Consider the following 25,695-nt stretch of genomic DNA (forward strand, 5'->3'; position numbering starts at 1 on the left):
GTAACTTAGTAAATTATTTACATCCTAGATATTCTCTTAATCCTTTCAATAACTCCAGCTGATTTTTTGTTCTGTCTAAATTATGTTCAGGATATTTTGTAGAATAATAGACACTTCCATTCAGGTAATCCGTTAAAAAACGAAGTTCTTGTATATAAATGGCGACTTGTGCTGCATAATCAAGATTCTCAGATTCTTTCGGTGTAAGTTTATCCTTTAAATAAAATAAAAACCCTTCTTTTACAACCTTATACATTTCTGGATTGAAATTCTTTCTGGCACTTCCATCATCTTCCTTTGTCATATTGGTATAAGATTGTATCATTGTTCCAAAATCATACAAAAGAGTAGAAATCATCATGGTATCCAGATCAATCACAGCCAATGGTTGATGATTGTGATCAAATAGAATATTACTGATTTTTACATCTGCATGAATAATTCTTTTGGGAATCCGACTGTTTTTCTCCATTTCAATCCACAGATCAGGCAAGGATAGAAGATGATTGGTGAGTTCTATTTCCACTTTTGCATTTTCTATCAAATGAGGATCAGCATTTTTTACTGAGTTTTTATAATCAGCAACTCTTTTCTCAAAATTGAGGAAATTGGGAATGCCATCTTCAATAGCAGGCAGCTTTTCAGTATTTATCGTACTTAGAAAGTAACTGAAGGCCTTGGCTGCTTCAAATGCAGTTTGTAAAGACGGAGTTGTAAGAAAGGTCGTACTGTTTTCTATGAAGCTCAGCATACGCCACGGCTGGCCATTTGCATCCTCTACCAGAAGTTTATGGGTAAGGGATGGGATAGGTTCGATAATTTGAAGCTGATAGTTATTGGATCTAAGAATTCCATTAATCATTAAATGATTATTGACAATCACCTCCGGCTGTTTGAAAACATGATTGTTAATTTTTTGCAGGATAAACTTTTTTCCCTGATTCTTATCTTCCAAAAGATAAGTTGTATTGATCAACCCATCAGTAATAGGTGTGAGGTCATAATGATCTGTACCGATAAATTCAAAAACAATATCATTTAGCTCCATAAATCTGCCGGGTATCTGTTATTTTTAATTTCTGAAGTAAGAAAATCTATAATTTCCTTTTTGTCATCAGCATAGGTAACTCCCATCCATCGGGAGGGAGAGGTCTTTACCTTTACTTTTACTCTGTTTTCGTTCATCATTCTTTGTACAGCAGAAGGAATATAAAACTCCTGATTCGCCAGTGGGTCAGATTCGATGAAATCATAGAAATAGGCTTCCAGATAACAGAAAATATGAGGATGGAAAATAAAAAAGTTCATAGATACCAATGTCTCAGGATCCAGTTTTATATTTTCTCCATTTTCAATATAAATGATAGAATTATTGATTCTTTGAATAGAAGTTTGCTCCTCTACTTTGACCAGATAATTTTCGGCATCCCGTGTGCATATTCCTCTTGCCACAGTTCCGTTACCACTCAAAGTAGTACTTACCGGATAAGCTGCCATCCCCAATTGAGAGTCTGAAATATGCTGAAGATCTATTTCTTGTGAAGCCAGTTCATAAGCCTCTTTACCATAAAAATCATCCGCATTAATCATTACAAAAGGCTCTTGTACCATTTCTTTAGCACAAAGAACAGCGTGTCCTGTACCCCAGGGTTTCCGGCGTTCTGAGTAATCAAAATCCTGTATCGGAATGCTGTTCATTTCCTGATAAACCCAATGGAGCTCGAAACCTTTTGCTTCGGATATTGCATTGAGCCGATTAATATAACTTTTAGGAATTAATTGATTGACAATAATAACCACTTTAGAGAAACCGGCCTCCAGTGCATCATAGATAGAATACTCCAAAATGGGCGAACCATTATCGAGTATTCCATCCACTTGCTTAAGACCTTTGTAGCGGCTTCCCAATCCACCTGCTAATATGAGTAATGTTTTTTTAGAATTCATCGGTCATTCCAAATACAGGTTTACGGGTTTTCCATTTTCCGTTGGTAAAATCAGGAATATCAACAACCTGTCCTCCCTTGGCAATAGACTCTTCACTTAGTGGAGTAATGGAGTACCATAAGGCAAGATCATAAACATCCATCGGGAATTCTATATTTCGCTTGATACATTCAATAAAGGTATTCATCACAAAGAAATCCATTCCGCCATGTCCTGCTCCGGCAGCCGTACTTTCAAATCTCTTCCACATAGGATGGTCATATTCTTTCATCCATTTTTCCGTATTATCCCAACGATGGCTGTGATTCATTGTTTTTTCGAAGTAAATATTCCCCTGGTTGAAATCGCCCCAACCGAAATCCTGCCATAATCCCTCAGTTCCCTGCACACGGAATCCTAAATCATAAGGTCTCTGCAAGCTGGTGTCATGCGTTAAAAGTATGGTTTCGCCATTTTCACAGGCAATTTGTGTGGTAACAATGTCTCCCTGATTGAATTTTACTTTGGCACTCGGATGATTTTCTCCACCCTTAGCATGTTCTACAACATATTTATGCAATCCTACAGACTTGGACGAGAACGAGGAAAGCCTTGTTAAACGGTTTCCACGGTTGATATCCATCATCATGGCAACCGGACCCAGCCCGTGAGTAGGATAAAGTTCACCATTGCGTTTTACATAATGATCGGTTCTCCACTTAGCTTCACTGAATCCTTTTTCACCAAATTCAGCTCCGGAATTGTAAGGGTTTACCCCGTCATTGAAAAGTACTCCTCTCAAATCATGCTGGTAACCGCCTCTTCCATGAACCAATTCTCCAAACATTCCTTTACGAACCATATTCAGAATAGCCATGATATCTCTTCGATAGCACACATTTTCCATCATGAAAATAGGAACCTTAGTTTCTTCATATACCTTTACAAATTCCCAGCAGTCCTCAAGCTTTATAGCTCCGGAAACCTCCATACCCACTATCTTTTTAGCACGCATAGCTTCCACCCCTTGGGTAAGGTGCCACTCCCATGGAGTAGCAATGACCACAGCATCTATTGTTTTTAATTTTAAAAGATTCCGATAGTCATATTCCCCGTTGGAAAACTCCTGAGCAGCCGGTTTATTATTGTCCTTTAATATTTTTTGAGAAGCAGCAAGCATTCTTTTCTCTGGATCTGCAAACGCTACAATCTCTACATCATTACGTTTTGCTAGTAATTTGACATGCTCCTGCCCGCGAAGACCTACTCCAATGAAGCCAACACGGACCTTTTTATCTGTTTTAAAATCATTTGAATAGGCAAATAAAGAATTAGGTAAAACTAATGCCCCAAAACTTGCTAAAGCTGCTGTCTTAAGAAAGTTTCTGCGCGAAGTGCTATTGTCCATCTATTTTTTTTCTAAATATATTAAAACTTTTGCAAACAACGATGGAATGGGAGCTGTTGAGTGGGAGAGATTTATAGAGGAAGAGGGTGTTGAAGAGTCATTGTGCTTTGGATGTGGTAATTTTTAGACCTTATATTCTCTAAGTTCTTAGAAAAAAAGCTGTCTCAGAATAATCCAAGACAGCCATTTTTATATTGTAGCTATTTACCCTTATTTCTCCATAAGATAAACTTCTTCATAAGGCTGGATCAGAACCCATCCGTGTCCTGAAAACTTCATTTGAAACTCTTCACCACTTCCTCTTCCGATCAGGCTTTTAAAGGAAACGTTGGTTTTAAGTTCTGGGCTGAGGTTTCCGGACCACGCAACAGTGGCATTAGGATCTGTAAAAACGGGAGTGTCTGGAGTTACCAGCAAGGTTAGAGGGTCTCCGTGAGTGGTAATGGCGATGTGACCGGTTCCCGAAAGTTTTACCTGAAAAAGACCTCCGGACATCATTCCTGCAATGCTTTTAAGCATCGTGATATCACTTTTTACACTTTGCTCATGGGCTAAAACATCATTGCCATTTACGCAGACAGATTCATTGTTCAAGTAAAGAATACGTACTTTCTTCCCAGAGTCTGCAACATATAGTTTTCCGGTTCCCTCGGCTTTCATCAGCTTACTTCCTTCTCCACTGATTGCCTTTTTCAAGAGGTTCCCGATACCACCAGACAGCATGCCTTGTCTTTCAAAATTAATATTTCCAACATAGCTTACCATGCTTCCTCTTTTGGTCCATACAGACTGATTATTCAGGTTGATTTCTAAAAGATGTTTCGTTTCCAGTTCAAAATAATCTCTTTGCTGTGGATTCTCTTTTGTCTCGTTAATAAATGCTTCAATTGAATATTTGCTCATAGTTATAATTTTATATCTGTTGGTGTGGAGATGATCTATAAAGTAAATTTTCTTTACAGATTCAACCAACCTATTTTTAATTTGGGACTAAAATAATCTTTTTTTGTCTAAAAAACTCCCGCGTAGTCAGTGTTTTAGATTTGATTGTAAATAATACTTGACAAAGGGGTATTCAATGTCGTATATTTGCACTCCGAAAATTACACCATGTAATTACAATAATTTTTAAACCGTAATTTAAAAAATGAAAACATCAGATTTTAATTTTGATCTTCCTGCGGAATTATTAGCAGAACATCCATCAGAGCACAGAGACGAAGCTAGATTAATGGTTCTTGATAGAAAGACACAAACTATTGAGCACAAATTATTCAAGGATGTAGTAGACTATTTTGATGAGAAAGATTTGTTTATCTTCAACAATACTAAGGTTTTCCCTGCACGTCTTTATGGAAATAAAGAAAAAACAGGTGCTAAAATTGAGGTTTTCCTTTTAAGAGAGCTTGATAAGGAAACCAGAGTTTGGGATGTTTTGGTAGATCCGGCAAGAAAAATCAGAATTGGTAACAAATTATTCTTCACTGAAGATGAATCTTTGGTAGCTGAGGTTATTGATAATACAACTTCAAGAGGAAGAACGTTAAGATTCTTATTCGACGGTTCTTATGATGAATTCAGAACGAAATTAAAGGAACTGGGAGAAACTCCACTTCCAAAATATATTAAAAGAGCAGTAGAACCGGAAGATGCAGAAAGATACCAGACGATCTATGCTAAAGTAGAAGGAGCAGTTGCTGCACCTACAGCAGGTCTTCACTTCTCTAGACACTTAATGAAGAAATTAGAGATAAAAGGAATCGATTTTGCTGAGGTTACACTTCATGTAGGATTAGGAACTTTCAATCCAATTGAGGTAGAAGATCTTTCTAAGCACAAAATGGAATCGGAAGAAATCATCATTGATGAGAAAAATGCTGCTATCATCAACAATGCAGTAGAATCTCACAGAAGAGTTTGTGCTGTAGGTACTACAACAATGAGAGCTTTGGAAACTTCTGTTTCTTCAAACAAAAAAATCTCTGCTTTCAATGGCTGGACAAATAAATTTATTTATCCACCTCACGATTTCGGAGTGGCAAACACAATGATCACAAACTTCCATACACCGAAGTCTACATTAATCATGATGATTGCTGCATTTGCAGGAAGAGACTTTATCATGCAAGCTTATGAAGAAGCCGTAAAAGAAAAGTATAAATTCTATTCTTACGGTGACGCAATGTTAATTCTATAAAAAAAGATAGTAGGTAATAGGCTGCAGATAATGAATTTCTGCAGCCTGCAACCTAACACCTGAAATGAAAGATATCCGTATATTATCTCTAGATCAGCTTAAAGAATACTTTGTATCTTTAGGAGAAAAGCCGTTTCGTGCGAAACAGGTCTATGACTGGCTATGGAGTAAAAACCTCCATTCGATTGATGAAATGACGAATCTTTCGAAAACTCTTCGTGAAAGAATTGCTGAAGAGTATACCATTAACCCCGTTTCTGTAGATCTTCTTCAAAAAAGTTCTGACGGAACCATTAAAAATGGGGTGAAGCTTCACGACGGACTGCTAGTAGAATCAGTTCTTATCCCAACAGAAACAAGAACTACTGCTTGTGTATCTTCACAGGTAGGCTGCTCATTAAACTGCGAATTCTGTGCTACAGCAAGACTGAAAAGGATGAGAAACCTTGAGGTTGCTGAAATTGTAGACCAGGTAGCCCTTATTGACAGCCAGAGCAGAATGTATTTTGACAGACCGCTTTCCAATATCGTATTCATGGGAATGGGAGAACCCATGATGAACTACAAAAATGTAGTGGAAGCGATTAGGAAAATTACCCAACCTGAGGGCTTGGGAATGTCTCCAAGAAGAATTACCGTTTCTACATCCGGAATTCCAAAAATGATTAAAATGCTTGCTGATGATGAACTGCGTGTAAAACTGGCATTGTCCCTTCACTCTGCCATCGAAGTTAAGCGTAATGAAATCATGCCTTTCTCAGATAAATTCCCGTTAACGGATATCATGGAATCACTTCAGTACTGGTATCAGAAAACCGGTTCAGTGATTACTTTTGAATACTGTGTATGGAAAGGAATTAATGATGGGGATGAAGATATCAAGGCTTTAATAAAATACTGCAAACAGGTTCCTTCCAAGGTAAACCTTATTCAATACAACCCGATTGGGGATGGAAAGTATGACCAATGCAACAAACAGGCAGAAGAGAATTATATCCGACAGCTTGAAAATGCAGGAATTACAGTAATGGTAAGAAGAAGCCGAGGAGGAGATATTGATGCTGCTTGCGGGCAATTAGCAAACAAAGCCACAGATTAAAATTTCCTTAAAAAGACCTTAGGCTTTCCTTAGGACATAGCCGAAAAACCTACCTTTGTACAAATTTTTTTGTGATGATGGAGAGTTTAATGAGCGAGAATGGTTTAGAACATGTATATGCATGGTCAGTTCCATTATTTGCTGCTGTTATTTTAGCTGAAATGATTTACAGCCACGTTTCAGAGGCGAAATTATATAGTGGAAAAGATCTTGCAACAAACGTTTATCTGGCGTTGATGAACTTTGGTCTTGACCTTATCATGAAGACGTTTGCCATGGGGGTGATGTTTTTCTTTTACAATCACAAACTTTTTTCATGGGATCTTAGTATTTGGTACCTGCTGGCTTGTTTTGTTATTACAGATTTTGCCTACTATGTTTTGCATTATGTTGATCACCGTTCCAGAGCATTTTGGGCGGTTCATATTACCCACCATAGCTCAGAATACTTTAACATTACAACAGGATTCAGAAGTCCGGTACTACAGCCGCTTTACAGATATCTCTACTTTTCTCCATTGGCATTTTTAGGATTTAGTCCTTGGCATATTATGGTTGCTTATGCCATAGGGCAGGTATATGGAACATGGGTGCATACGCAAACTGTGAAGAGCATGGGATTTTTAGAATATGTTTTAGTAACACCCTCTCACCACCGTGTACATCATGCTTGCAACATTAAGTATTTGGATAAAAATATGGGGATGTGTTTGATTATCTGGGATAAGATATTTGGAACTTTCCAAAAAGAAGACCCCAATATTCCTGTGAAATATGGGATCTATCCAAAAATGCCTGATAATAGACCTGATACAGTGCTCTTTTACGAATGGAGAAAAATCTGGAAAGATATTAAGCAGCCGGGATTAAAATTTACGGATAGAATTAACTATATTTTCAATTCTCCGGGATGGAGACATGACGGAACCGGAAAAACAGTGAGGCAATACCAGAAAGAATACTTTGCAAAACAGGCAAGAAAAGAAGAAGAAAAAAATCAGAAAAAGCAAAAGACTGCTTAATCGAAAAGTAAATTCAATAAAAATCTATATTAGGAGAGACGGGCTTTTTAGCTCGTTTTTCTGTTGTAAGGGAATGTAGAGTGATAGAAAGCAATAAAGCCCAGAACATAATCGAGTGAAATTGTAAAAATTGTACATCTGCTTTGATCCAAATCTAATGTCTCCAAACACAATTTACCTTGAAACTTCCAACAGAATTCTCCGTGTTTAAACATAAAATCTTATTTTTGCTCTATGAAAAGAACATTTCTGCTATTGGCTTTTCTTGCCTTTCAAACTGCATTTTCTCAACAGACAGATTTCCTGAAAATAAAAAAATATAGAATCAACCATTTGGATAATAAAATTCAGGAAACTTCCGGATTGAATTTCTTTAATGGAAAATTATACACCTTTAATGATAGTGGAAATGCTCCCGAGCTGTTTGAAATCAATAAAGCCTCAGGAGAAGTCATAAAGACCTTAAAAGTGAACGCAAGAAATACTGATTGGGAAGCTTTGACGAATGACGGTACCCATTTTTACATTGGTGACTTTGGAAACAATGACGGAAGCAGAAGACATCTTACCGTTTATAAGGTCCCTTTTCAGGGAGATAGTCTACAAAACGGGCAGCTAAAAGAAATTAAATTTCATTATCCGGAACAGACTGATTATAAATCCACTTATTTTAATACAGATTATGATGCTGAGGCCATGGTTTACACCAACGGAAAACTTCATCTCTTTACAAAAGAATGGGCTTCAAAAGCAACAGCGCATTATGTAATAGATCCTGAATTAAATGAAAAACAGGATGCTGTAAAAGCAGAAACCTATAAAACGAATTTTATGGTGACCGATGCTGCCTTTTTTGAGAAAAAGCTTTATTTGGTAGGATATACCAAGAAGACTGAAGTCTTTTTAGATGTTTTTACTGAAACAGAACCTGGAATATTCTTTAAAGAAAGACCAAAGCATTATTACTTGGGAAGTTCCTTATCAATTGGTCAGATTGAGGGAGTTGCTGTAGACCAAACCGGAATATATCTATCCGGAGAAAAGTTCAAATCTCCATTGGGTAGTACAAAGCCGGCACTTTATTTTGTTCCAAAAGAACAACTCAGGGATTAATTTTTCTTAAAATTGAGCGAAAAAAATTATCTTTGTGAGAATTAATAATTATTCACCCAGCATTCGCAGATTGTGGCAAATATCGTAGAAGAAATCAAGCAACCGATCAATGAGGAAATGAAGCTTTTCGAGCAAAAGTTTTATGAATCGATGCAGAGTAAAGTCCCTTTGCTAGACAAGGTAACTCGTTTTATAGTTACCACCAAAGGAAAACAGATGCGTCCTATGTTTGTATTTCTTTGTGCTAAGCTGGTAGGGGATGTTACTGAAAAGACTTATCGTGGAGCTTCCATGATAGAATTAATTCATACCGCTACATTAGTACATGATGATGTGGTAGATGAAAGTTTTAAGCGTCGTAATTTTTTCTCTATTAATGCATTATGGAAGAATAAGATTGCCGTTTTGGTAGGAGATTATCTTTTATCAAAATCTGTTTTATTATCAACAGACCATAAAGATTATGACTTGCTTGGAGTCATTTCAAGAACGATCCGTGAAATGTCCGAGGGAGAACTTCTTCAATTGGAGAAAGCCAGAAAACTGGACATAACGGAAGATGTTTACTATGAAATTATTCGTCAGAAAACAGCGACCTTAATTGCTGCGTGCTGTGAAATTGGAGTTCTTTCCAACAGTACAGATGAAGTTCTTGCCAAAAAAATGCTGGATTTCGGAACCTATACAGGAATGGCTTTCCAGATTAAGGATGACCTTTTCGATTATTTAAGTTCAAACGTGATCGGAAAACCTGTAGGAATTGATATTAAGGAACAGAAAATGACACTGCCTCTAATTCATACCTTGAAAATAGCCGGCGAAAAAGATAGAAAATACTATTTTGATACCATCAAGCGTTATAATAACAATCCCAAAAGAGTAAAGGAACTGATAGAATTTGTTAAAAATTCCGGTGGTCTGGAGTATGCGATTGCCATTATGAAAGATTTTCAGCAGAAAGCAAAGGATCTTCTTAATGAATTCCCAGATTCTGAAGCAAGAAAGTCTTTACATAGTATGCTAGATTATGTAATTGAGCGAAAATTTTAAATTAAATAATTTTTAGGGTTACAATAATAACAGCTAGGACTATACAAAATAAAACGATTAAAAATAAATAATCCGCAATAGTCTCAAACGTGTATTCCCGCTTTTTATTTCTCGTTCTGATAGCCAGGAACGAAAAAAAGCAGCTACATGCAAAAAGAAGACAGGCAATGCCTGCAAATTCGTCTAAATATGTACTGCGGCTGATTTTAGTGATTTTCAGAGAGGTAATAATAATCAGTGAAAACCCTAAAAGATTACTCGATGCGTTCAGTATATGAGGCGATTTTTTTTCCATCTTTACAATTTTTTTCAAAATAAAGCACAATTTTTTTTATTATCAAATTTTTAAAAAAGATTATTAAAAATTAAAATTAATTTAAAAAGTGTATATTAGCAAAATACTTGAAGATTTAAAAACTTTTTTACTTAGCTATGCAAACAACCTATATTGAAACACAGCAAATATCCTTTCAAGATTTTAAAAATCAGATACTTGAAGATTACAAGTTAGGAAGGATTTCTCGTGAAATGTCTTATCTCGGAAGGAGAGAAGTACTTACCGGAAAAGCTAAATTCGGAATTTTTGGGGATGGTAAAGAGCTTCCTCAGCTGGCAATGGCGAAAGTTTTCAGAAATGGGGACTTCCGTTCAGGGTATTACAGAGACCAGACTTTTGCATTAGCAATAGATGCCTTAACAGTAGAAAGTTTCTTTGCGCAGATGTATGCAGATACAAGCGTGGAAAGAGAACCTGCTTCAGCTGGAAGACAGATGAACGGACACTTTGCAACAAGAAGTTTAAATGAAGATGGAAGCTGGAAAGATCTTACAGCACAGAAGAATATCTCTTCAGATATTTCGCCTACAGCAGGTCAAATGCCAAGGTTATTAGGATTAGCTCAGGCATCTACCATTTATAAAAGTGTAAAATTTGACGGTTCAGAAAAATTCTCAAAAGAAGGTAACGAAATTGCTTTCGGAACCATTGGAGATGCTTCTACAGCAGAAGGTCACTTCTGGGAAACATTAAACGCAGCGTGTGCACTTCAGGTTCCTATGATCGTATCGATCTGGGATGATGGATATGGAATTTCAGTTCCTACAAAAAACCAGAGAGCAAAAGCCGATATCAGCGAAATGCTAAGCGGTTTCCAGAGAAAAGAAGGAGAAAACCAAGGATGTGAGATTATCCAGGTGAAAGCTTGGGATTATCCTGCATTATTAGATGCCTATGCAAGAGCAGAACATTTTGCAAGAACAGAAAGCGTTCCTGTAGTTGTTCATGTGATAGATGTTACTCAACCTCAAGGACACTCTACATCAGGATCACACGAAAGATATAAAAATGAAGCACGTCTTGCTTGGGAAGCTGAGTTTGACGGATTAGTAAAATTCAGAGAATGGATTCTTAACTATTCTATCGAAATTGAAGGAAAGGAAGAAGTTATTGCTACTGTTGAAGAATTAGATGCAATTGATGAAGAAGCAAAAAAGAAAGCTAAGACAGGACAGAAAGCAGCTTGGGATAATTACCAGAACGCGATTAAGGATTTAATTCAGTCAGTTTTACCTTTAGTAGAAAACCTTAAAGGACAGAATGCCGAAGTAGAAACTTATATTACTCATTTCAATAAATTAGTTTCAAAAGCTAAGAAAGATGTATTCCATTTGGCAAGAAAAGCTTTACTGGCTACAAGAGGAACAAACTCTGCAGAGAGAAACCAATTGATGCAGAAGTACCATGAAGTAGCAGAAGTTGAAAAAGACAACTACTCATCTCACTTATATTCTCAATCTGAGTGGAAAGCTGAAAACATCAAGGAAATCAAGCCGGTTTACTCAGACAATTCTGAAGATGTAGACGGAAGAGTAGTCATCAGAAATAACTTTGATAAAATCTTTGAAAAATATCCTGAAACATTAATCTTTGGTGAAGATACCGGAAACATCGGCGACGTAAACCAAGGATTAGAAGGAATGCAGGAAAAATATGGTGCTTTGCGTATCGCTGACACAGGAATTCGTGAAGCTACGATTCTTGGACAAGGGATTGGTATGGCAATGAGAGGATTAAAGCCAATCGCTGAAATCCAATATCTGGACTACGTTCTTTATTGTTTACAGGGGATGAGTGATGATCTGGCAACTGTACATTACAGAACTAAAGGAGGGCAGAAAGCTCCGTTGATTATCAGAACAAGAGGTCACAGATTGGAAGGAATCTGGCACTCTGGATCTCCAATGGCAGGAATTCTTAACCTTTCAAAAGGTATTTTAGTATTGGTTCCAAGAAGTTTAACTAAAGCAGCTGGTTTCTACAACACAATGCTTCAGGCTGACGAACCGGCAATCATTGTAGAATGCCTAAACGGTTACAGATTAAAGGAAAAACAACCAGATAACCTAGGTGAATTCACTGTTCCTGTAGGTAAAATTGAAGTTACAAAAGAAGGAAAAGATGTGACCCTGGTAACTTACGGTTCTACATGGAGAGTGGTAACTGAAGCTGCTAATGAACTAGAAAAACTAGGGATTTCTGCAGAAGTTATCGATATCCAGTCATTAATTCCTTTCGATTTATCTCACGAAATTGCTGAAAGCGTTAAGAAAACAAACAGATTAGTAGTGATTGACGAAGATGTAGAAGGAGGAACAACAGGATTTATCCTACAGCAGATTCTTGAAAAGCAAAAAGCTTTCAGATACCTGGATTCAGATCCGTTGACAATCTCTGCGAATGATCACAGACCTGCCTATGCAAGTGATGGTGATTATTTCAGTAAGCCATCTACAGACGATATGGTAGAAAAGATCTACGCAATGTTTAATGAAACAAATCCTCAGAAATATCCTGCGATATTCTAATTAGGATTACATATAAATTTTGAACCGCTTTCTTTGGGAAGCGGTTTTTAATTTATATTTATTAAAATTATTTAACGATCAACCATGAAACTAAGAATTTTATATTTAATATTAATCATTATCAGCTGTAAAGACGATAAAAAAGAAGTTTTATTAGCAGATAGAGAAGCTCCTTTAGGTTGGATTTACTTGAAAATGTATGATGATAAAAGCTTTGAATTTATTTCTCAAGGGATGCTGATGGATAAAGATATTTACAAAGGAAGTTATGAATTAAATAATGACACTCTTTATTTTAAATATAGGGATTCCATTCCAAAAGCAGGCTCAAAAGCCTTGATAAAGGATGGTTCAGTAAATTATATTAATGGTGCCTATCCTGAAAGTGTTCACATCAAACTTAATAAATTACTAGTTAACAAATAATAAAGCCGTCAAAACATGACAGCTTTTGTTTGTTAATCCTCTTTGGCTAAAGTAATCCTCAGTTTATTCAAAGTATTCATTAAGGTAATACTAGCTGTTAGTTCTACAATTTCCTGTTCAGAAAAATGTTTTATAAGCTTTTCCTTGACCTCATGCCAATCATCAGTATTGTTGGTTAAAGCCTCAGCCCAGCTTAAAACAAGCTTTTGTTGATCATTGAATACTTTGGTGTGTTTCCAACCCGGAAGCCTGTTAATAATGTCCTGCTCAAAACCAAAATTGGACAATTCTTTTGCATGATAGCTACAGCAATAAGCACACCCGTTGATTTGAGACACCCGAAGTTCTGTCAAGGCAACAAGTTTTTCATCAATACCAGACTTTCTAATGCTTGTGTGGGCTTTATATAGGTGACCAATGGTTTCTTTAGCAATTTCTTTGTAATTCATAATGTAAATATTTCCACAAAGTTGCAGTATAAATTATCCCAAAACTAGATACTTACTTTTAGGTTCTATACTTACTTTTTTGAAAGTGCTTTTTAAAATAAAGTGAATTTTATTGCAGAATAAGTTTGTAAATTTGAAATCAAGAGATATCAAAGACTACCATGAAAATTACCAAATTAGTTATTCTGTTCAACTATAAAAAAATCCTGCTTGGAGTGGTCGTCTCCATTCTACTTTTGATATTGTCATTTCAGCTTTATTCAGGTGTTTTTAGCTTGTTGCTATGGGGATTGAGTGGTCTTATTATTTTAAATATTTTAGCATCCCTAGCTGCGTCTTATTGGCTTTATGATCATTCTGATCTGTATGAACTGCACAATTTGGAAGAGACCATCCATTGGAACAAAATTGAAAACGCAGTCCTTATTCATGCTAGTTTCGATCCTTTATCCAGACGATTGGAAGAGAAATATCCCAATTTGAGATTGACGGTTTGTGATATTTATGGAAACAGGCATGAACATGAAAGCGGTATTGAAGTTTCTAAAAAAACATTTCCTCCAAATCCTAAAGAAATAAAAATTGCTGTAGAAACATTACCATTTGAAGACGAATCTCAGGATGTGATTCTTGCCGTGACCGCTCTTCATGAGGTTTTAGACCATCAGAAAAGAGTTTTATTCTTTAAGGAGGCTAAAAGAGTTTTGAAGAAAGGAGGACTGATTGTTGTTTCAGAGCAATGTAGAGATACCACTAACTTTATCTTCTTTAATATCGGAGCATTTCATTTTTTAAGCTGGAAACAATGGAAAAATGCCATCGCACCCTCCGGATTGAAAATAACAGAGAATAAAAAGATTACTCCTTTTGCCAATATGCTGATTATAAGGAAAGACTAAAAATGAATATCATTATGTTTAAAAAGTAAGCCTAAGAATTGATGTAAATTATCTTATAAATACTTGAATTTGAACTAATAAAAAGGCTGTCAAACATTGACAGCCTTTTTCGTTTTTTTCTCTACCAGACTACAATCCTTATCATATAATCCTTTCACTTGATATTTTGCCTCCCATTCTTCCAAAAGATATAAGATTGGAAGCAATGCCAATCCTTTTTCGGTAAGAGAATATTCAACTCTTGGAGGAAGTTCCTTAAATTCTTCACGGATAATCAATCCGTCACTTTCCATTTCCCTTAATTGATCCGTCAATACCTTTCTGGAGATTACGTTAATGCGCACAGCAAGCTCTCCAAAACGTAATTTTCTGTCCTTAATAACCAGAACAATGATGGGTTTCCATTTGCTTCCCAGCGCGGCCATTGCCTTGCCCAGAGGACAGCTGTACTGCATTAATTCATTCTTTTTCATAGGAATACATTTTTTTTTTAGTCATATAAAACCGAAATCTCATACGTTACTTTAATGTTACTAATGTAAGTTACTGCGAAGTTACCACTATTTTTTCAATGAAAGATACAAAAACGAACTATTATTAGTTACTTTGTGTAACAATTATAAAATACAATTTTAAATTATGAGTACATCATCATTATTTAAACCGTTTCAATACAAGAATCTACAGCTTAAAAATAGAATCGTAATGGCTCCAATGACCAGAGCACAATCTGACAATGGAGTTCCTACCCAGAACATCGCAGATTATTATGGAAGAAGAGCTGCTTCAGAAGTGGGACTGATTCTTTCTGAAGGAACTGTTATCAACAGACCCGGATCAAAGAATGTACAAAACATCCCGGATTTCTATGGAACAGAAGCTTTAAAGGGCTGGAAAAAGGTAATAGACACCGTACATCAGAATGGTGGTAAAATGGGACCGCAGATCTGGCATGTAGGTGATACCAGAATGTCTGAAGACTATCCTTTAGTTTCAATGGAAAAGGCTTCAGCAATGACCATTGAGGATATTCAGGATACAATTGCACAATTTGCAGCTTCTGCAAAATCCGCAAAGGACCTTGGATTTGACTGTCTTGAAATTCATGGCGCCCATGGGTATCTCATTGATCAGTTTTTCTGGGAAGTAACCAATACAAGAACTGATGAATACGGGGGCAAAACCTTAAAGGAAAGAAGTAGGTTTGCTGTGGAAGTGGTTAAAGCAATCAGAGAAGTAGTAGGAGAGGACTTTACGATTATTCTTCGTCTTTCACAATGGAAGCAGCAGGATTATAAGACTAGGTTGGCCTTTACTCCCAATGAAATGGAAGACTGGTTGTTACCATTAAAAGAGGCCGGAGTAGATATTTTCCATTGTTCACAACGTCGTTTTTGGGAACCGGAATTTGAAAGTTCTGATTTAAACTTTGCAGGCTGGGCTAAGAAAATTACAGGGCAGCCAACCATTACCGTGGGTTCTGTAGGATTAAACGGAGATTTTTTGAATGCTTTTGCAGGCCAGGGAACAGAAAAAACAGACCTTACAGAGTTGATGAGAAGACTTGATAATGAGGAATTTGATCTTGTGGCCGTAGGACGTGCTATTTTACAGGATCACCAATGGGTAAAAAAGATCAAAGACGGAAACGTTGAAGAACTTTTAGACTTTTCAGCAGAAAGTATGAGCGTATTATTTTAATATGAATTGGGGAAGAATGAGCAGGCCTAGCAGGGAATTTTTACAGCATAATTTATTCACTGCTGAAGCAATATTCACCATTTATCATTCATATTAACTAGCATAATTCACTTTATTTTATATTTAATTTTCACCTATTTATTAAAAACCGGTCTTCAGAAATTCTGAAGACCGGTTTTGTAATTTTAGAGTCTACCTACATCCGAGTTCTGCCGGTTCACAAGACCAGTAAGCCGGAAATCCATCTTCTGCTTTATGACGACATGCAATTTGTCCGCCTTCACAGGAAGGAGCGTTTCCTCCATTGATTTTTCTCAATTCTGATTTTACTAATTTCTTTAGATTTTTCATTTGTAATAATTTGTTGGTTGTTACAAATGTAATATTTTTTGCTTATTAAGCAATGTTTTTCGCTAATTAGTGAAATTGTTTTAAAATTTTATTTAATCTATTTTTTTTCCTTTATTTGTAGGCTCATTATCTTGAAAGAAGTTGACAGTAATGTCATACAAATTGTAAGAATGAAAAGATTAAAAACTATGGTGAAAACACTGTTGACAATATTGATGTCATTATTTCTATTTTCCTGTGATGCCCAACGAAGGGAAAAGCAGCCATCTGTACTGCTGGAGAAAAAGACAACGTCTGATCTTTCCATAAAGACAATTGAGGGAGTATGGTCTTCAAGCTGCAAAGCAAGAAATCGGGTGTATATTTCATCAGTAATCACTAGTGCACAATTTACCGTATTGGAAAGGTTCTCTATGAATGCTGATCTTAAAAAGGTGGGAACTAATAAATATGAGCTCTATTTCACCGATTTTCCTCCCATTATCCCATTACCAGATGAGATGAAAAACTGGGACAATATGGATAGGAAAAAGCCCGTAGGATACTTTGAATTTATTGATGAATCCAGAATAAGCTTAACCTGGTTTGGCTTTTACTATAAAAAAACGGGAAAATATATCCAGACAGAAAATCCATTTAACCATAAGGAAAAGAGGACTCATCTTATCAAATGCCCGGATACAATTACATTATAAAATACACGATTTTTAACCATTTAAATGAAATCCATGAACTATTTCGTAAGCCTATCTTTTTCACTATTAGCTTGCTTATTATCTTGTCAAAAAGCAGAAAGAAAGTCATTACCACAACATTCAGTTCAAAAAGTAAAGGCAGATACTATAATTACTAGTTCAACAATATTGATGCTGAGTCCTGACGAAACAGAAATTGCAGAGATTAAGAAAAAACAAGGAGAAGATAATTTCTATACCATTGCTGATGATGCCAATTATTATTCTGCAAAAATAGACGAAGCTACTCCCAATAAGATCATTTTTACAAATCATAAAAGAATTGACTTTCCAAAGGAAAATTATGTGTTTGATAAAAAAGAATCTCAGAATAAATGGGTAATCATTGATTATAAAGTAGGCTCTCCGCCTAAAATGTATTCTTTGGCAGATTACTTTCTCCATCTGATAGGAAAATAAATTAATAAAGCAAACGCGCTTTCAAAATCTTGAAAGCGCGTTTTTAACAGATTTAAATATCTAAAACTGTCATCATCAAAAATGACAGAAGTGATTTCTTATAAACCAATATTCTTGGTAGGCTTTAATTGCTTAAGGATGCTCTTTGGAATTGCATTTTTATGAACTAAAATAGCCGTTGATTTGTATTCTACATATGGTCTTGTTACATAAAGGTATCCTGCGAAGTCATTCGTTACTCCCCAAGAGTTTTTTACCATATAATATTCTTTGCCAGTCTGATCTTTTGCCAAACCTACGATGTGCATACCGTGGTCATCCGTTGTAGAAAGATTGTTAAGAGCTTTCTGACGCATATCTTCAGTGATGGTTTTATCTTTTTTAGGTTCTGTAAACAAAGTCTGCTTGTTTTCTGCAGTAATCTGGTCTAGATCCATGTCCGGAACATATGCTACACCATTTTTATATGAGAAATAAGGCTCAGAAACGTCTGTTGCCCAACCTATAGAATATCCTTTGTTCACAGCATTGTCAACAATTGCAGTAAGGTCTTTCATTGGAACGTTCCAGTCAGAATCGTGGCTCCAGTTATCAGGAATTGGAACTACAAATTTTTGGTAGTATGGGTAGTCCTTATAAGAAGATAATTCTACATAATCTTCAGGATTAATTCCCACTACTTCCTTAGCAAATGTTTTAGGAGTATAGTTTTTTCCCTCGTAAGTAAAGTTAGCAGGTACTTTTCCTAAATATTCATCAAGAATAGCATCTACAGAATCCATCCAGTTGTCAGAAAGCTTTCCTTTAGAAGAAGCCTGAACAAGGCTGTCAAGAACAGGTTTTAATTTTCCCTGCATGTCCTTGAAGTTGTTGGTTGTTTGTCCCGCTTTCAACCCTGAATAGGCATCCTGAGGAACCGCACCATACTTTTTGTACATATTGATAACGTCGTGAAGTTCTCCACCGTCACCCCAACTGATTGCTCCATTATTTAAAACGTATAACTTCGCTTTATCATGGTAAGAATTTCTTGCTGTAAAGATTTCAGCAAGATCCACAGGCTTTTTGCCCATTCTCTGCATTTCAGATTCAAGGAATGAGTTTCCAGAGTAGCTCCAGCAAGTTCCTGATGAACCTTGGTTCTTTACAGAAGTTGCACCAACATCTTTAAGCGTGGTGAACTGAAAATTAGCATTTTGTGAGTGGTTGTTTTTTAACTTATTGATTAAGTCATCTTGGGCAAACATCATACTTCCTGCAGACAAAACAAAAAGTAATGATGCAATTTTCGCATTTTTCATTACTATAAAAAGATTATTTCATTAATAGTCGTTGTTAGTAGAGATTTGTTACAAGAGGAAAAGTTAAATTTGAAATTAAAAAATGTTGAAAAATAAAAGTATTGAAAAGCAAAATCTTATAAAGATTAGTATAATAAAATAATGAATTAATCTATTTGTTCTTTTGTGATTTTAAATTTTATTTCAAAAAATGTTTACGATGTTTCCAACCCTCACAAAATTTCCTGCATCTATACTACTATAACTCCTGACTATGGAACGAGAATTATTACTAGAATGCCAACGTAGCGACCGCAATGCACAGCGGAAAGTCTATGAGAAGATGGCGGGCAAGCTGTACTCAGTCTGCAGACGCTATTTAAAAAACGACGAAGATATAGAGGAAGTATTGGCAGATACATTCTATAAGATCTTCACAAAGATGGGGCAGCTTCAAAATACTGACACCTTTGAACCTTGGGCAAAGAAAATTGCAGTCAATGAATGTCTTCAGAAATTAAGAGCTAATAAAGCCCTTCATATTTCCCTGGATGAGAATTTTATGGGGGCTTCAGAGGGAATCGTAGAAAATATTTCTTTCGAAAAAGATATCTTAAATCTTCTGAATTTCCTTCCAGAGGGCTGTAGAGCTATTTTTAATCTATTTGCCATCGAAGGATATCCTCATAAGGAAATTGCTTCTATGCTCTCTATCAGTGAGGGAACTTCAAAATCGCAGCTCAATTTTGCCCGGAAAAAACTACAGGAACTTTTGGTAAATCAAAACATTTAAAACTTTTACAACAATGGAAAATAATCATATAGATCAAAAATTCAATGAAGCGTCTAAGCTTTCAGATGAACCAACGGTTTTTCCTGGTTTTGATAAAGTTTGGGAAAAAGTTGAAGAAAGATTGGATAAGAAGGAAGAGAAAAAGAGAATCATTCCTGTTTGGTTTCCGTATGGGATTGCGGCTAGCTTGATGATTGGTTTGGGAGCCTTATATTTTCTTGACAAAAATAATGCAGCAGAATCTTTAAAACCGGCCGCAGTTGATGTCAAAAGCTTACATGAACCTGTTGTAAGTAACCATATAGCATCAATAGACAGTATCACAAAAGAGAATATTCAAAAAGAAAAATATAAAAATAAATCTAATTCTACTACAGAGAAATTAGCGGTTAATAATAATCCTGTTCCAATACCGTTAAAAACACCCAATGCTCAATCTATATTTCTACCGCCACCACCTATTCAACGTCATTTAGAAACTTCAGATAGGGCTATTGAAGAGGTTGTCATCACAGGATATGGTACCAAACATAAAGATGTTTACGGATCATCCAGTGTAAGTACAGTTTCGGGCGATAGAATAGCAACAAAAGAACCCAGTGGAACTATTGCTGGAATATCTATTTCTAAGACGGGAAAAGATGAAAAGGTATCTATTCGGGGACTAAGAAGTATAAGTGAAAGCAGTCGCAAACCTTTGGTTGTGGTGAATGGTTTACCTGTAAATCCAGAAGCTTTAAGTGTTATAAAACCGGAAAGGATTAAAGATATAAAAGTTCTTAAAAGCGAAGAGGCTTCTGCATTATATGGCAGTAGAGCTGGCAATGGGGTAATTATTATTAGAACAAAACGTTTGAGACGAGCTGAAAAGACAAAATTTGACGAGCTGTCTTCAAAAAGTATCGAAGAATTACCAGAGAAACCTGTAGAAAAAGATAAAGAGCTTCCAAAAGCAGGACAACTTACAGCAGGAGAAGTAAATGATTTTTCTAAATGGAATTATTGGAAAGATATAGCAGCACCCAGCCTTGATCAATATAAAAATATTTGGAAGTTTTTTGCTGACAGGAGAGTTTCGGTACAATTGGTAAATAAGGATAAAAAACCAGTTGTAGGAGAAAGAATAAAGCTACTGGATGATAAGAAAAATGTAATCTGGGAAGCTGTTTCTGACAATTTAGGGAATGCAGAATTATGGATCAATCCGATGACTAATGAAAATTCAGATTCCAAAAAGTATTATGTATCTGATGCAGCGGGTCAGATTATAAATAATGATGTAAGGGAGTTCAAAAATGGACAAAACCTGATTGTGATGAATAAATCATGTCTGGAAAAAAGGATATTGGATCTGGCTTTTGTAGTAGATGCAACAGGTTCTATGGGAGATGAAATTTCTTACTTACAATCTGAGTTATTGGATGTCTTAAGAAAAGTAGAAACCAATTTAAAAAATACAGAAGTAAGATATGGTTCCGTATTTTATAGAGATAAAGGCGATGAATATGTCACCCGAAAATTTGATTTCTCAGATAAAGCCGAGAGTTTGATAGAGTTTATCAAGCAACAAAAAGCAGGAGGAGGAGGAGATACTCCGGAGGCCGTAGTAGAAGCAATGCAAGTTTCTATTGATGAATTGAAGTGGAGTAGTGCGAATTCCACCAAGATCATGTTCCTCATTTTAGATGCACCACCCCATCAGTCAGGAGAAAATATCCAAAAATTATATGATAAAATAAAAGTGGCTGCTAAAAAAGGGATTACCATTATTCCTTTGGCAGCAAGTGATACCGATAAGGAAACCGAGTATTTAATGAGAAACTTTGCGCTACTCACGAATGGAACCTATACATTTCTGACGAACGATAGTGGAATAGGGAATAATCATATTAAACCTACGATTGACTCTTATGAAGTTGAGAAATTGAATGATCTGCTGCTAAGAATAATTCTTCAAAGAGCAACTCTTCCGGAGTGTAGAAGGGGGATTTCCAATGAAAATATCAATAAAAAAATGGAAACCGAAATAGATAATCAAACTGATTTTAAAACAGTAGTTTTTCCAAATCCGACAAGAGGAATGATCAAAATAAAATCACCCAATGTCATTGATGAACTCTTTGTTTATGATCTTGCAGGCAAAATTATTATGAGAAAGGAAAACTTAAAAGAAAGCAAGAATACTATTGACATGACATCATATCCCGAGGGAGTATATTTGATTCGAATCCGGACCAATACCACCTGGGAAACTTTTAAGATCATTAAAAAATAATACTCAATAAAGAAAAAGAAATTTCTCCGGGAATTTCTTTTTTACTTGCTTAAGAAACATTTCTATTTTACGATTTGAATTTATTTTAATAATTTCCACCCTGAAATTTATAACCGATGAAAAAAACTTTTATAACCATAGTAGCTCTTGCTTTATTGGTGAGCTGCAAAACACAAACAGTTTCTGATACTTCAAAGGAACCTCAAAAATACAGTATCAAAAAAGATAAAGATCAGGACGGAATTCCTAATAAACAGGATCAATGTCCAGATATAGCCGGACCTGTTGAAAATAATGGCTGTCCTTGGCCGGATACAGATGGTGATGGTGTAATTGATAAAGACGATGCCTGCCCTGCAGTGATGGGAGCCGTTGAAAATAAGGGTTGCCCTTGGCCGGATACAGATGGGGACGCGGTTTTAGATAAAGACGATGCCTGTCCTACAGTTCCAGGAATGCCTGAGTATAATGGATGTCCAAAACCTAAAATGTCAGTTGCAATGGAAGTAACTAGTAGCTCAGAATATGTTGAGTCAAATAGGGTTTATAATAATCACCTTGAAACAAAAAAAATAGCTGAAAAAATCAAGGAAGACATTGATTATAATAGTGAAGAATATACTGCATTAGTTGAAAATCCATTTGAACTGACTAAAAATGAGCCGCTATCAACCTTTTCTATTGATGTAGACAATGCCTCTTATTCTAATGTTAGAAGAATGATTAATTATGGAAGTAAGGTTGATAAAGATGCTGTAAGAGTAGAGGAAATGATTAATTATTTTAAATATGATTATCCTCAGCCTGAAAAAAAACAACCATTTTCTATTAATACAGAATACAGTGATGCACCTTGGAACTCCCATCATAAACTCTTGAAAATAGGATTACAAGGGAAGAATATTCCAATGAATAATCTGCCTTCTTCCAATATTATTTTTCTGATTGATGTTTCAGGATCTATGAATGCAGAAAATAAATTACCCCTATTAAAATCTTCCCTTAAAGTTTTACTGGATCAGCTAAGACCTCAGGATAAAGTAGGAATTGTAGTATATGCAGGAAGTGCGGGAATGGTACTGGCACCTACTTCTGCTAAGGAAAAACAAACAATTATTAAAGCTTTGGATAATCTTCAGGCAGGAGGAAGTACAGCAGGAGGAGCAGGCATTGAACTGGCCTATAAACTGGCTCAGAAAAACTTTATTAAAGGCGGAAATAATAGAGTTGTACTGGCAACAGATGGAGATTTTAACGTGGGAGCTTCCTCTACAGGGGATCTTGAATCATTAATTCAGGAAAAAAGAAAGACCGGAGTTTTCCTTACCTGCCTAGGCTACGGAATGGGAAATTATAAGGATAACAAAATGGAAATACTGGCTGATAAAGGAAATGGAAACTATGCATATATAGACAACATGCAGGAAGCCAATAAGTTTTTAGGAAGAGAATTTGCAGGAAGTATCTATACCATTGCCAAGGATGTCAAGATTCAGATTGAATTTAACCCTAAATTTGTACAGTCTTACCGCCTCATTGGATATGAAAACCGAAAGTTGAGAAATGAAGACTTTACAAATGATAAAATTGATGCTGGAGAATTGGGAAGCGGGCATACTGTAACAGCACTATATGAGATTATCCCTACAGAAGTGGAATCTGACTTTCTTCCCAAGGAAATTCAATTGAAATATTCAACGACAACCCATGAAAAGGACTTCGGAAATGAATTGGCAACAGTGAAATTTCGTTATAAAAAACCTGCAGAAAACCAAAGTATGCAGATCAGTAAAGTCATTCAAAAAGAAAATATACCCATTTCAAAAACCAGCCCTGATTTTAAATTTACAGCTTCTGTAGCATGGTTTGGATTGGTTTTAAGAGATTCAAAACTCATTAAGAATAAAGATCTCAGTAATGTAGAAAGCCTTGCCAAGGAGGGAAAAAGTACAGATGAAGAAGGATACAGAGCGGAATTTATACGACTTGTTGAAAGCTATAAAACAATTAAGTAATACTTGAAAGGAACTATTAGTAAACAAACCCGTTTTACAATCCGTAAAGCGGGTTTTGTATTCTATATAACCTATTGGAATACTTTATTTTAATATGGGATTAAAAAAAAGAGGATATATTTCAAAATTAGTTTTCAAAAATTATTGAAAATTCAAAAAATATAATTACATTTGTATCAGAAACTTAAAAAGTAAACAAAAATGCAACTTTCAGAAGCAAAAGAAAAATACATTCAGACCTGGGGAACCTTTGCTACCAATTGGGGAATCAATCGTACCATGGCACAGGTACATGCTTTGCTTTTGGCAAGTGGTAAACCATTGTCTACTGATGAGGTAATGGAACAGCTTGAAGTTTCAAGAGGAAATGCCAATATGAATCTTAGGGCCCTGATAGATTGGGGAATTGTAAGAAAAGAATTCATAAAAGGAGACAGAAAGGAGTACTTTGTAGCAGAAAAAGATGTTTGGTATCTTTTCAAGCAAATTACAAAGGAACGTAGAAAAAGAGAGATTGAACCGGTAATTTCTTTTCTGGAAGAGTTAAGAAATATTGATGATGATGAATCAGAAGAAGCCAAAGAATTTATCAAGCTAATGAATGATTTCAGCTCTGTAACCGGGAAAATCAACAATATTATGGATCTGGCCATAAAGAGTGATGACCACTGGCTGGTAGGTAAAATTACCAACCTGTTAAAATAGACGAGAAAGGATGAAAATCCTTTTTTATTTCAAATAAAGTTTCAAAAATTACTGAAAGTTTTAAATTAATAATAATTATGAAAAATTTTATCATCCATTTATTTCTGATCCTTTACTTTAGAAATAGAAAAGCCTAAAATATAGACCTATGAAAACGCTCAAAAACCATACATTAATCTACGACAATGAATGTCCGATGTGTACTATATATTCCCGAGGATTTACAAAATCTGGAATGCTTGATGAAGAGGGTAGAGAAGCCTTTACCGAAATATCAATGAAAAATAAAAATCTGGTGGATTTTAATCGGGCCAAAAATGAGATAGCCTTGGTAGATCATAGCCAAAATAAAGTGGTTTATGGCTTAGACAGTTTGCTTTTAATCATTGGGAATTCATTTCCTTTATTGGCAAAAATAGCAAGAATACAACCTCTATATTGGTTTTTCAAAAAGCTGTATTCCTTTGTTTCCTATAATAGAAAACAGATTATTCCTTCAAAGAAAGAATATACAGAGCAATCTTGTGTACCAGATTTTAACTTGAAATACAGAATAGGGTATATGGCATTTGTAGCAATTTTTTCAGCCTATATTTTAAGTGTTTTTTCAGGGAAACTTGGGATGAATCTGGTTCCGAATTTCTTCAGAGAATTTTCGGTTTGTTTAGGACAAATCCTTTGGCAGACCCTATTTTTAAAAGCCTATTTAAAGGAAAAAATTTGGGATTATCTGGGAAATATGATGACTGTTTCTTTAATAGGGACCCTTCTTTTAATTCCAGCCTTGATCATCAATTTTTCTCCTGTCGCCTCTCTTATTTACTTTGGCGTAGTAGTGTTCATTATGTTTCTGGAGCACATAAGAAGATGTAAAATGTTAAAGCTGAACTATTTTCCTACCATTTCATGGATCTTGTTCAGAATAACAGCGCTGGCCATTATTATTTTGACAACCATTTAAATAGTA

The 25,695-nt window shown here is 35.6% G+C and carries 24 protein-coding genes; 16 read left to right on the top strand and 8 right to left on the bottom strand.

All coding sequences use genetic code 11. The features are described from left to right. Nucleotides 1-13 precede the first annotated feature (13 nt). The 4 genes from SCA31_RS18155 to SCA31_RS18170 form a co-directional block, all read right to left on the bottom strand. The gene (locus tag SCA31_RS18155) at nucleotides 14-1,048 is read right to left on the bottom strand and encodes a phosphotransferase enzyme family protein (protein ID WP_410698436.1); all 1,035 of its coding nucleotides are present in this window, start codon (nucleotides 1,046-1,048) and stop codon (nucleotides 14-16) included. Further along, nucleotides 1,039-1,947, bottom strand: coding sequence for an NDP-sugar synthase (locus tag SCA31_RS18160; protein ID WP_410698438.1), 909 nt, complete (start codon nucleotides 1,945-1,947; stop codon nucleotides 1,039-1,041). The genes SCA31_RS18155 and SCA31_RS18160 overlap by 10 nt, the downstream gene beginning before the upstream one ends. Continuing rightward, nucleotides 1,937-3,334, bottom strand: a complete 1,398-nt coding sequence (locus SCA31_RS18165; protein ID WP_410698440.1) for a Gfo/Idh/MocA family oxidoreductase — start codon at nucleotides 3,332-3,334, stop codon at nucleotides 1,937-1,939. Before SCA31_RS18165 ends, SCA31_RS18160 begins: the two co-directional genes overlap by 11 nt. Nucleotides 3,335-3,544: 210 nt before the next feature. Continuing rightward, nucleotides 3,545-4,237, bottom strand: a complete 693-nt coding sequence (locus SCA31_RS18170) for an AIM24 family protein (RefSeq protein ID WP_410698441.1) — start codon at nucleotides 4,235-4,237, stop codon at nucleotides 3,545-3,547. Nucleotides 4,238-4,481: 244 nt separating this feature from the next. On the opposite strand from SCA31_RS18170, the gene queA reads away from it, so the two are divergent. The 7 genes from queA to SCA31_RS18205 all read left to right on the top strand — a co-directional run bounded on the left by queA (nucleotide 4,482) and on the right by SCA31_RS18205 (nucleotide 13,106). After that, entirely contained in the window at nucleotides 4,482-5,531 is a 1,050-nt protein-coding gene (queA, locus tag SCA31_RS18175; RefSeq protein WP_076352211.1) for a tRNA preQ1(34) S-adenosylmethionine ribosyltransferase-isomerase QueA, read from the top strand. Between the two features lie 64 nt (nucleotides 5,532-5,595). Continuing rightward, nucleotides 5,596-6,630 carry a 23S rRNA (adenine(2503)-C(2))-methyltransferase RlmN gene (gene rlmN, locus SCA31_RS18180; RefSeq protein ID WP_410698442.1) on the top strand — a complete coding sequence of 345 codons (1,035 nt, stop codon included), beginning with the start codon at nucleotides 5,596-5,598 and terminating at the stop codon, nucleotides 6,628-6,630. 77 nt (nucleotides 6,631-6,707) lie between these two features. Continuing rightward, nucleotides 6,708-7,652, top strand: coding sequence for a sterol desaturase family protein (locus tag SCA31_RS18185; RefSeq protein WP_410698514.1), 945 nt, complete (start codon nucleotides 6,708-6,710; stop codon nucleotides 7,650-7,652). A 234-nt stretch (nucleotides 7,653-7,886) separates the two neighbouring features. Continuing rightward, nucleotides 7,887-8,765: a hypothetical protein gene (locus tag SCA31_RS18190; RefSeq protein ID WP_410698443.1), complete on the top strand. Its 879-nt coding sequence runs from the start codon at nucleotides 7,887-7,889 to the stop codon at nucleotides 8,763-8,765. Between the two features lie 72 nt (nucleotides 8,766-8,837). Beyond that, entirely contained in the window at nucleotides 8,838-9,815 is a 978-nt protein-coding gene (locus SCA31_RS18195; RefSeq protein WP_410698445.1) for a polyprenyl synthetase family protein, read from the top strand. Between the two features lie 432 nt (nucleotides 9,816-10,247). Further along, nucleotides 10,248-12,680: a transketolase C-terminal domain-containing protein gene (locus tag SCA31_RS18200; protein ID WP_410698446.1), complete on the top strand. Its 2,433-nt coding sequence runs from the start codon at nucleotides 10,248-10,250 to the stop codon at nucleotides 12,678-12,680. Between the two features lie 84 nt (nucleotides 12,681-12,764). Further along, nucleotides 12,765-13,106 (top strand): hypothetical protein, encoded by a 342-nt coding sequence (locus tag SCA31_RS18205; RefSeq protein WP_410698447.1) that lies wholly within the window; start codon nucleotides 12,765-12,767, stop codon nucleotides 13,104-13,106. A gap of 32 nt (nucleotides 13,107-13,138) precedes the next feature. On the opposite strand, the gene SCA31_RS18210 is transcribed toward SCA31_RS18205, so the two are convergent. Further along, a complete protein-coding gene (locus SCA31_RS18210; protein ID WP_410698449.1) occupies nucleotides 13,139-13,555 on the bottom strand; it encodes a carboxymuconolactone decarboxylase family protein in 417 nt (138 codons plus the stop codon). A gap of 161 nt (nucleotides 13,556-13,716) precedes the next feature. Here SCA31_RS18210 and SCA31_RS18215 point away from each other — a divergent pair, with 161 nt between their 5' ends. Continuing rightward, entirely contained in the window at nucleotides 13,717-14,454 is a 738-nt protein-coding gene (locus SCA31_RS18215) for a class I SAM-dependent methyltransferase (RefSeq protein WP_410698450.1), read from the top strand. Between the two features lie 89 nt (nucleotides 14,455-14,543). Here the strand turns inward: SCA31_RS18215 and SCA31_RS18220 are convergent, their stop codons facing one another. Next, nucleotides 14,544-14,927 (bottom strand): winged helix-turn-helix transcriptional regulator, encoded by a 384-nt coding sequence (locus SCA31_RS18220; RefSeq protein WP_410698452.1) that lies wholly within the window; start codon nucleotides 14,925-14,927, stop codon nucleotides 14,544-14,546. Nucleotides 14,928-15,093: 166 nt separating this feature from the next. Here SCA31_RS18220 and SCA31_RS18225 point away from each other — a divergent pair, with 166 nt between their 5' ends. Beyond that, nucleotides 15,094-16,155 carry an NADH:flavin oxidoreductase gene (locus SCA31_RS18225; RefSeq protein ID WP_410698454.1) on the top strand — a complete coding sequence of 354 codons (1,062 nt, stop codon included), beginning with the start codon at nucleotides 15,094-15,096 and terminating at the stop codon, nucleotides 16,153-16,155. 192 nt (nucleotides 16,156-16,347) lie between these two features. Here the strand turns inward: SCA31_RS18225 and SCA31_RS18230 are convergent, their stop codons facing one another. After that, entirely contained in the window at nucleotides 16,348-16,506 is a 159-nt protein-coding gene (locus SCA31_RS18230; RefSeq protein ID WP_410698456.1) for a bacteriocin-like protein, read from the bottom strand. Nucleotides 16,507-16,676: 170 nt separating this feature from the next. On the opposite strand from SCA31_RS18230, the gene SCA31_RS18235 reads away from it, so the two are divergent. Next, complete coding sequence (locus SCA31_RS18235; protein WP_410698458.1) at nucleotides 16,677-17,201, top strand: hypothetical protein; 525 nt, start codon at nucleotides 16,677-16,679, stop codon at nucleotides 17,199-17,201. A 33-nt stretch (nucleotides 17,202-17,234) separates the two neighbouring features. Beyond that, a complete protein-coding gene (locus SCA31_RS18240; protein WP_410698460.1) occupies nucleotides 17,235-17,660 on the top strand; it encodes a hypothetical protein in 426 nt (141 codons plus the stop codon). Between the two features lie 98 nt (nucleotides 17,661-17,758). On the opposite strand, the gene SCA31_RS18245 is transcribed toward SCA31_RS18240, so the two are convergent. Next, entirely contained in the window at nucleotides 17,759-18,961 is a 1,203-nt protein-coding gene (locus tag SCA31_RS18245; RefSeq protein WP_410698462.1) for an aminopeptidase C, read from the bottom strand. Between the two features lie 253 nt (nucleotides 18,962-19,214). On the opposite strand from SCA31_RS18245, the gene SCA31_RS18250 reads away from it, so the two are divergent. From SCA31_RS18250 to SCA31_RS18270, 5 genes are all read left to right on the top strand, one after another. Then, nucleotides 19,215-19,733, top strand: coding sequence for a sigma-70 family RNA polymerase sigma factor (locus tag SCA31_RS18250; protein WP_332561330.1), 519 nt, complete (start codon nucleotides 19,215-19,217; stop codon nucleotides 19,731-19,733). Nucleotides 19,734-19,746: 13 nt separating this feature from the next. Next, on the top strand, nucleotides 19,747-22,008 hold the full coding sequence (locus SCA31_RS18255) for a T9SS type A sorting domain-containing protein (protein ID WP_410698463.1): 2,262 nt from the start codon (nucleotides 19,747-19,749) through the stop codon (nucleotides 22,006-22,008). Between the two features lie 116 nt (nucleotides 22,009-22,124). Further along, complete coding sequence (locus SCA31_RS18260) at nucleotides 22,125-24,023, top strand: vWA domain-containing protein (protein ID WP_410698464.1); 1,899 nt, start codon at nucleotides 22,125-22,127, stop codon at nucleotides 24,021-24,023. A 201-nt stretch (nucleotides 24,024-24,224) separates the two neighbouring features. Then, nucleotides 24,225-24,728, top strand: a complete 504-nt coding sequence (locus SCA31_RS18265; protein ID WP_106915291.1) for a GbsR/MarR family transcriptional regulator — start codon at nucleotides 24,225-24,227, stop codon at nucleotides 24,726-24,728. Between the two features lie 148 nt (nucleotides 24,729-24,876). After that, nucleotides 24,877-25,689, top strand: a complete 813-nt coding sequence (locus tag SCA31_RS18270) for a DCC1-like thiol-disulfide oxidoreductase family protein (protein WP_410698465.1) — start codon at nucleotides 24,877-24,879, stop codon at nucleotides 25,687-25,689. Nucleotides 25,690-25,695 lie beyond the last annotated feature (6 nt).

This window comes from Chryseobacterium sp. SIMBA_028 (assembly GCF_046535285.1).
In the GTDB taxonomy this organism is placed as follows: Bacteria; Bacteroidota; Bacteroidia; order Flavobacteriales; family Weeksellaceae; genus Chryseobacterium.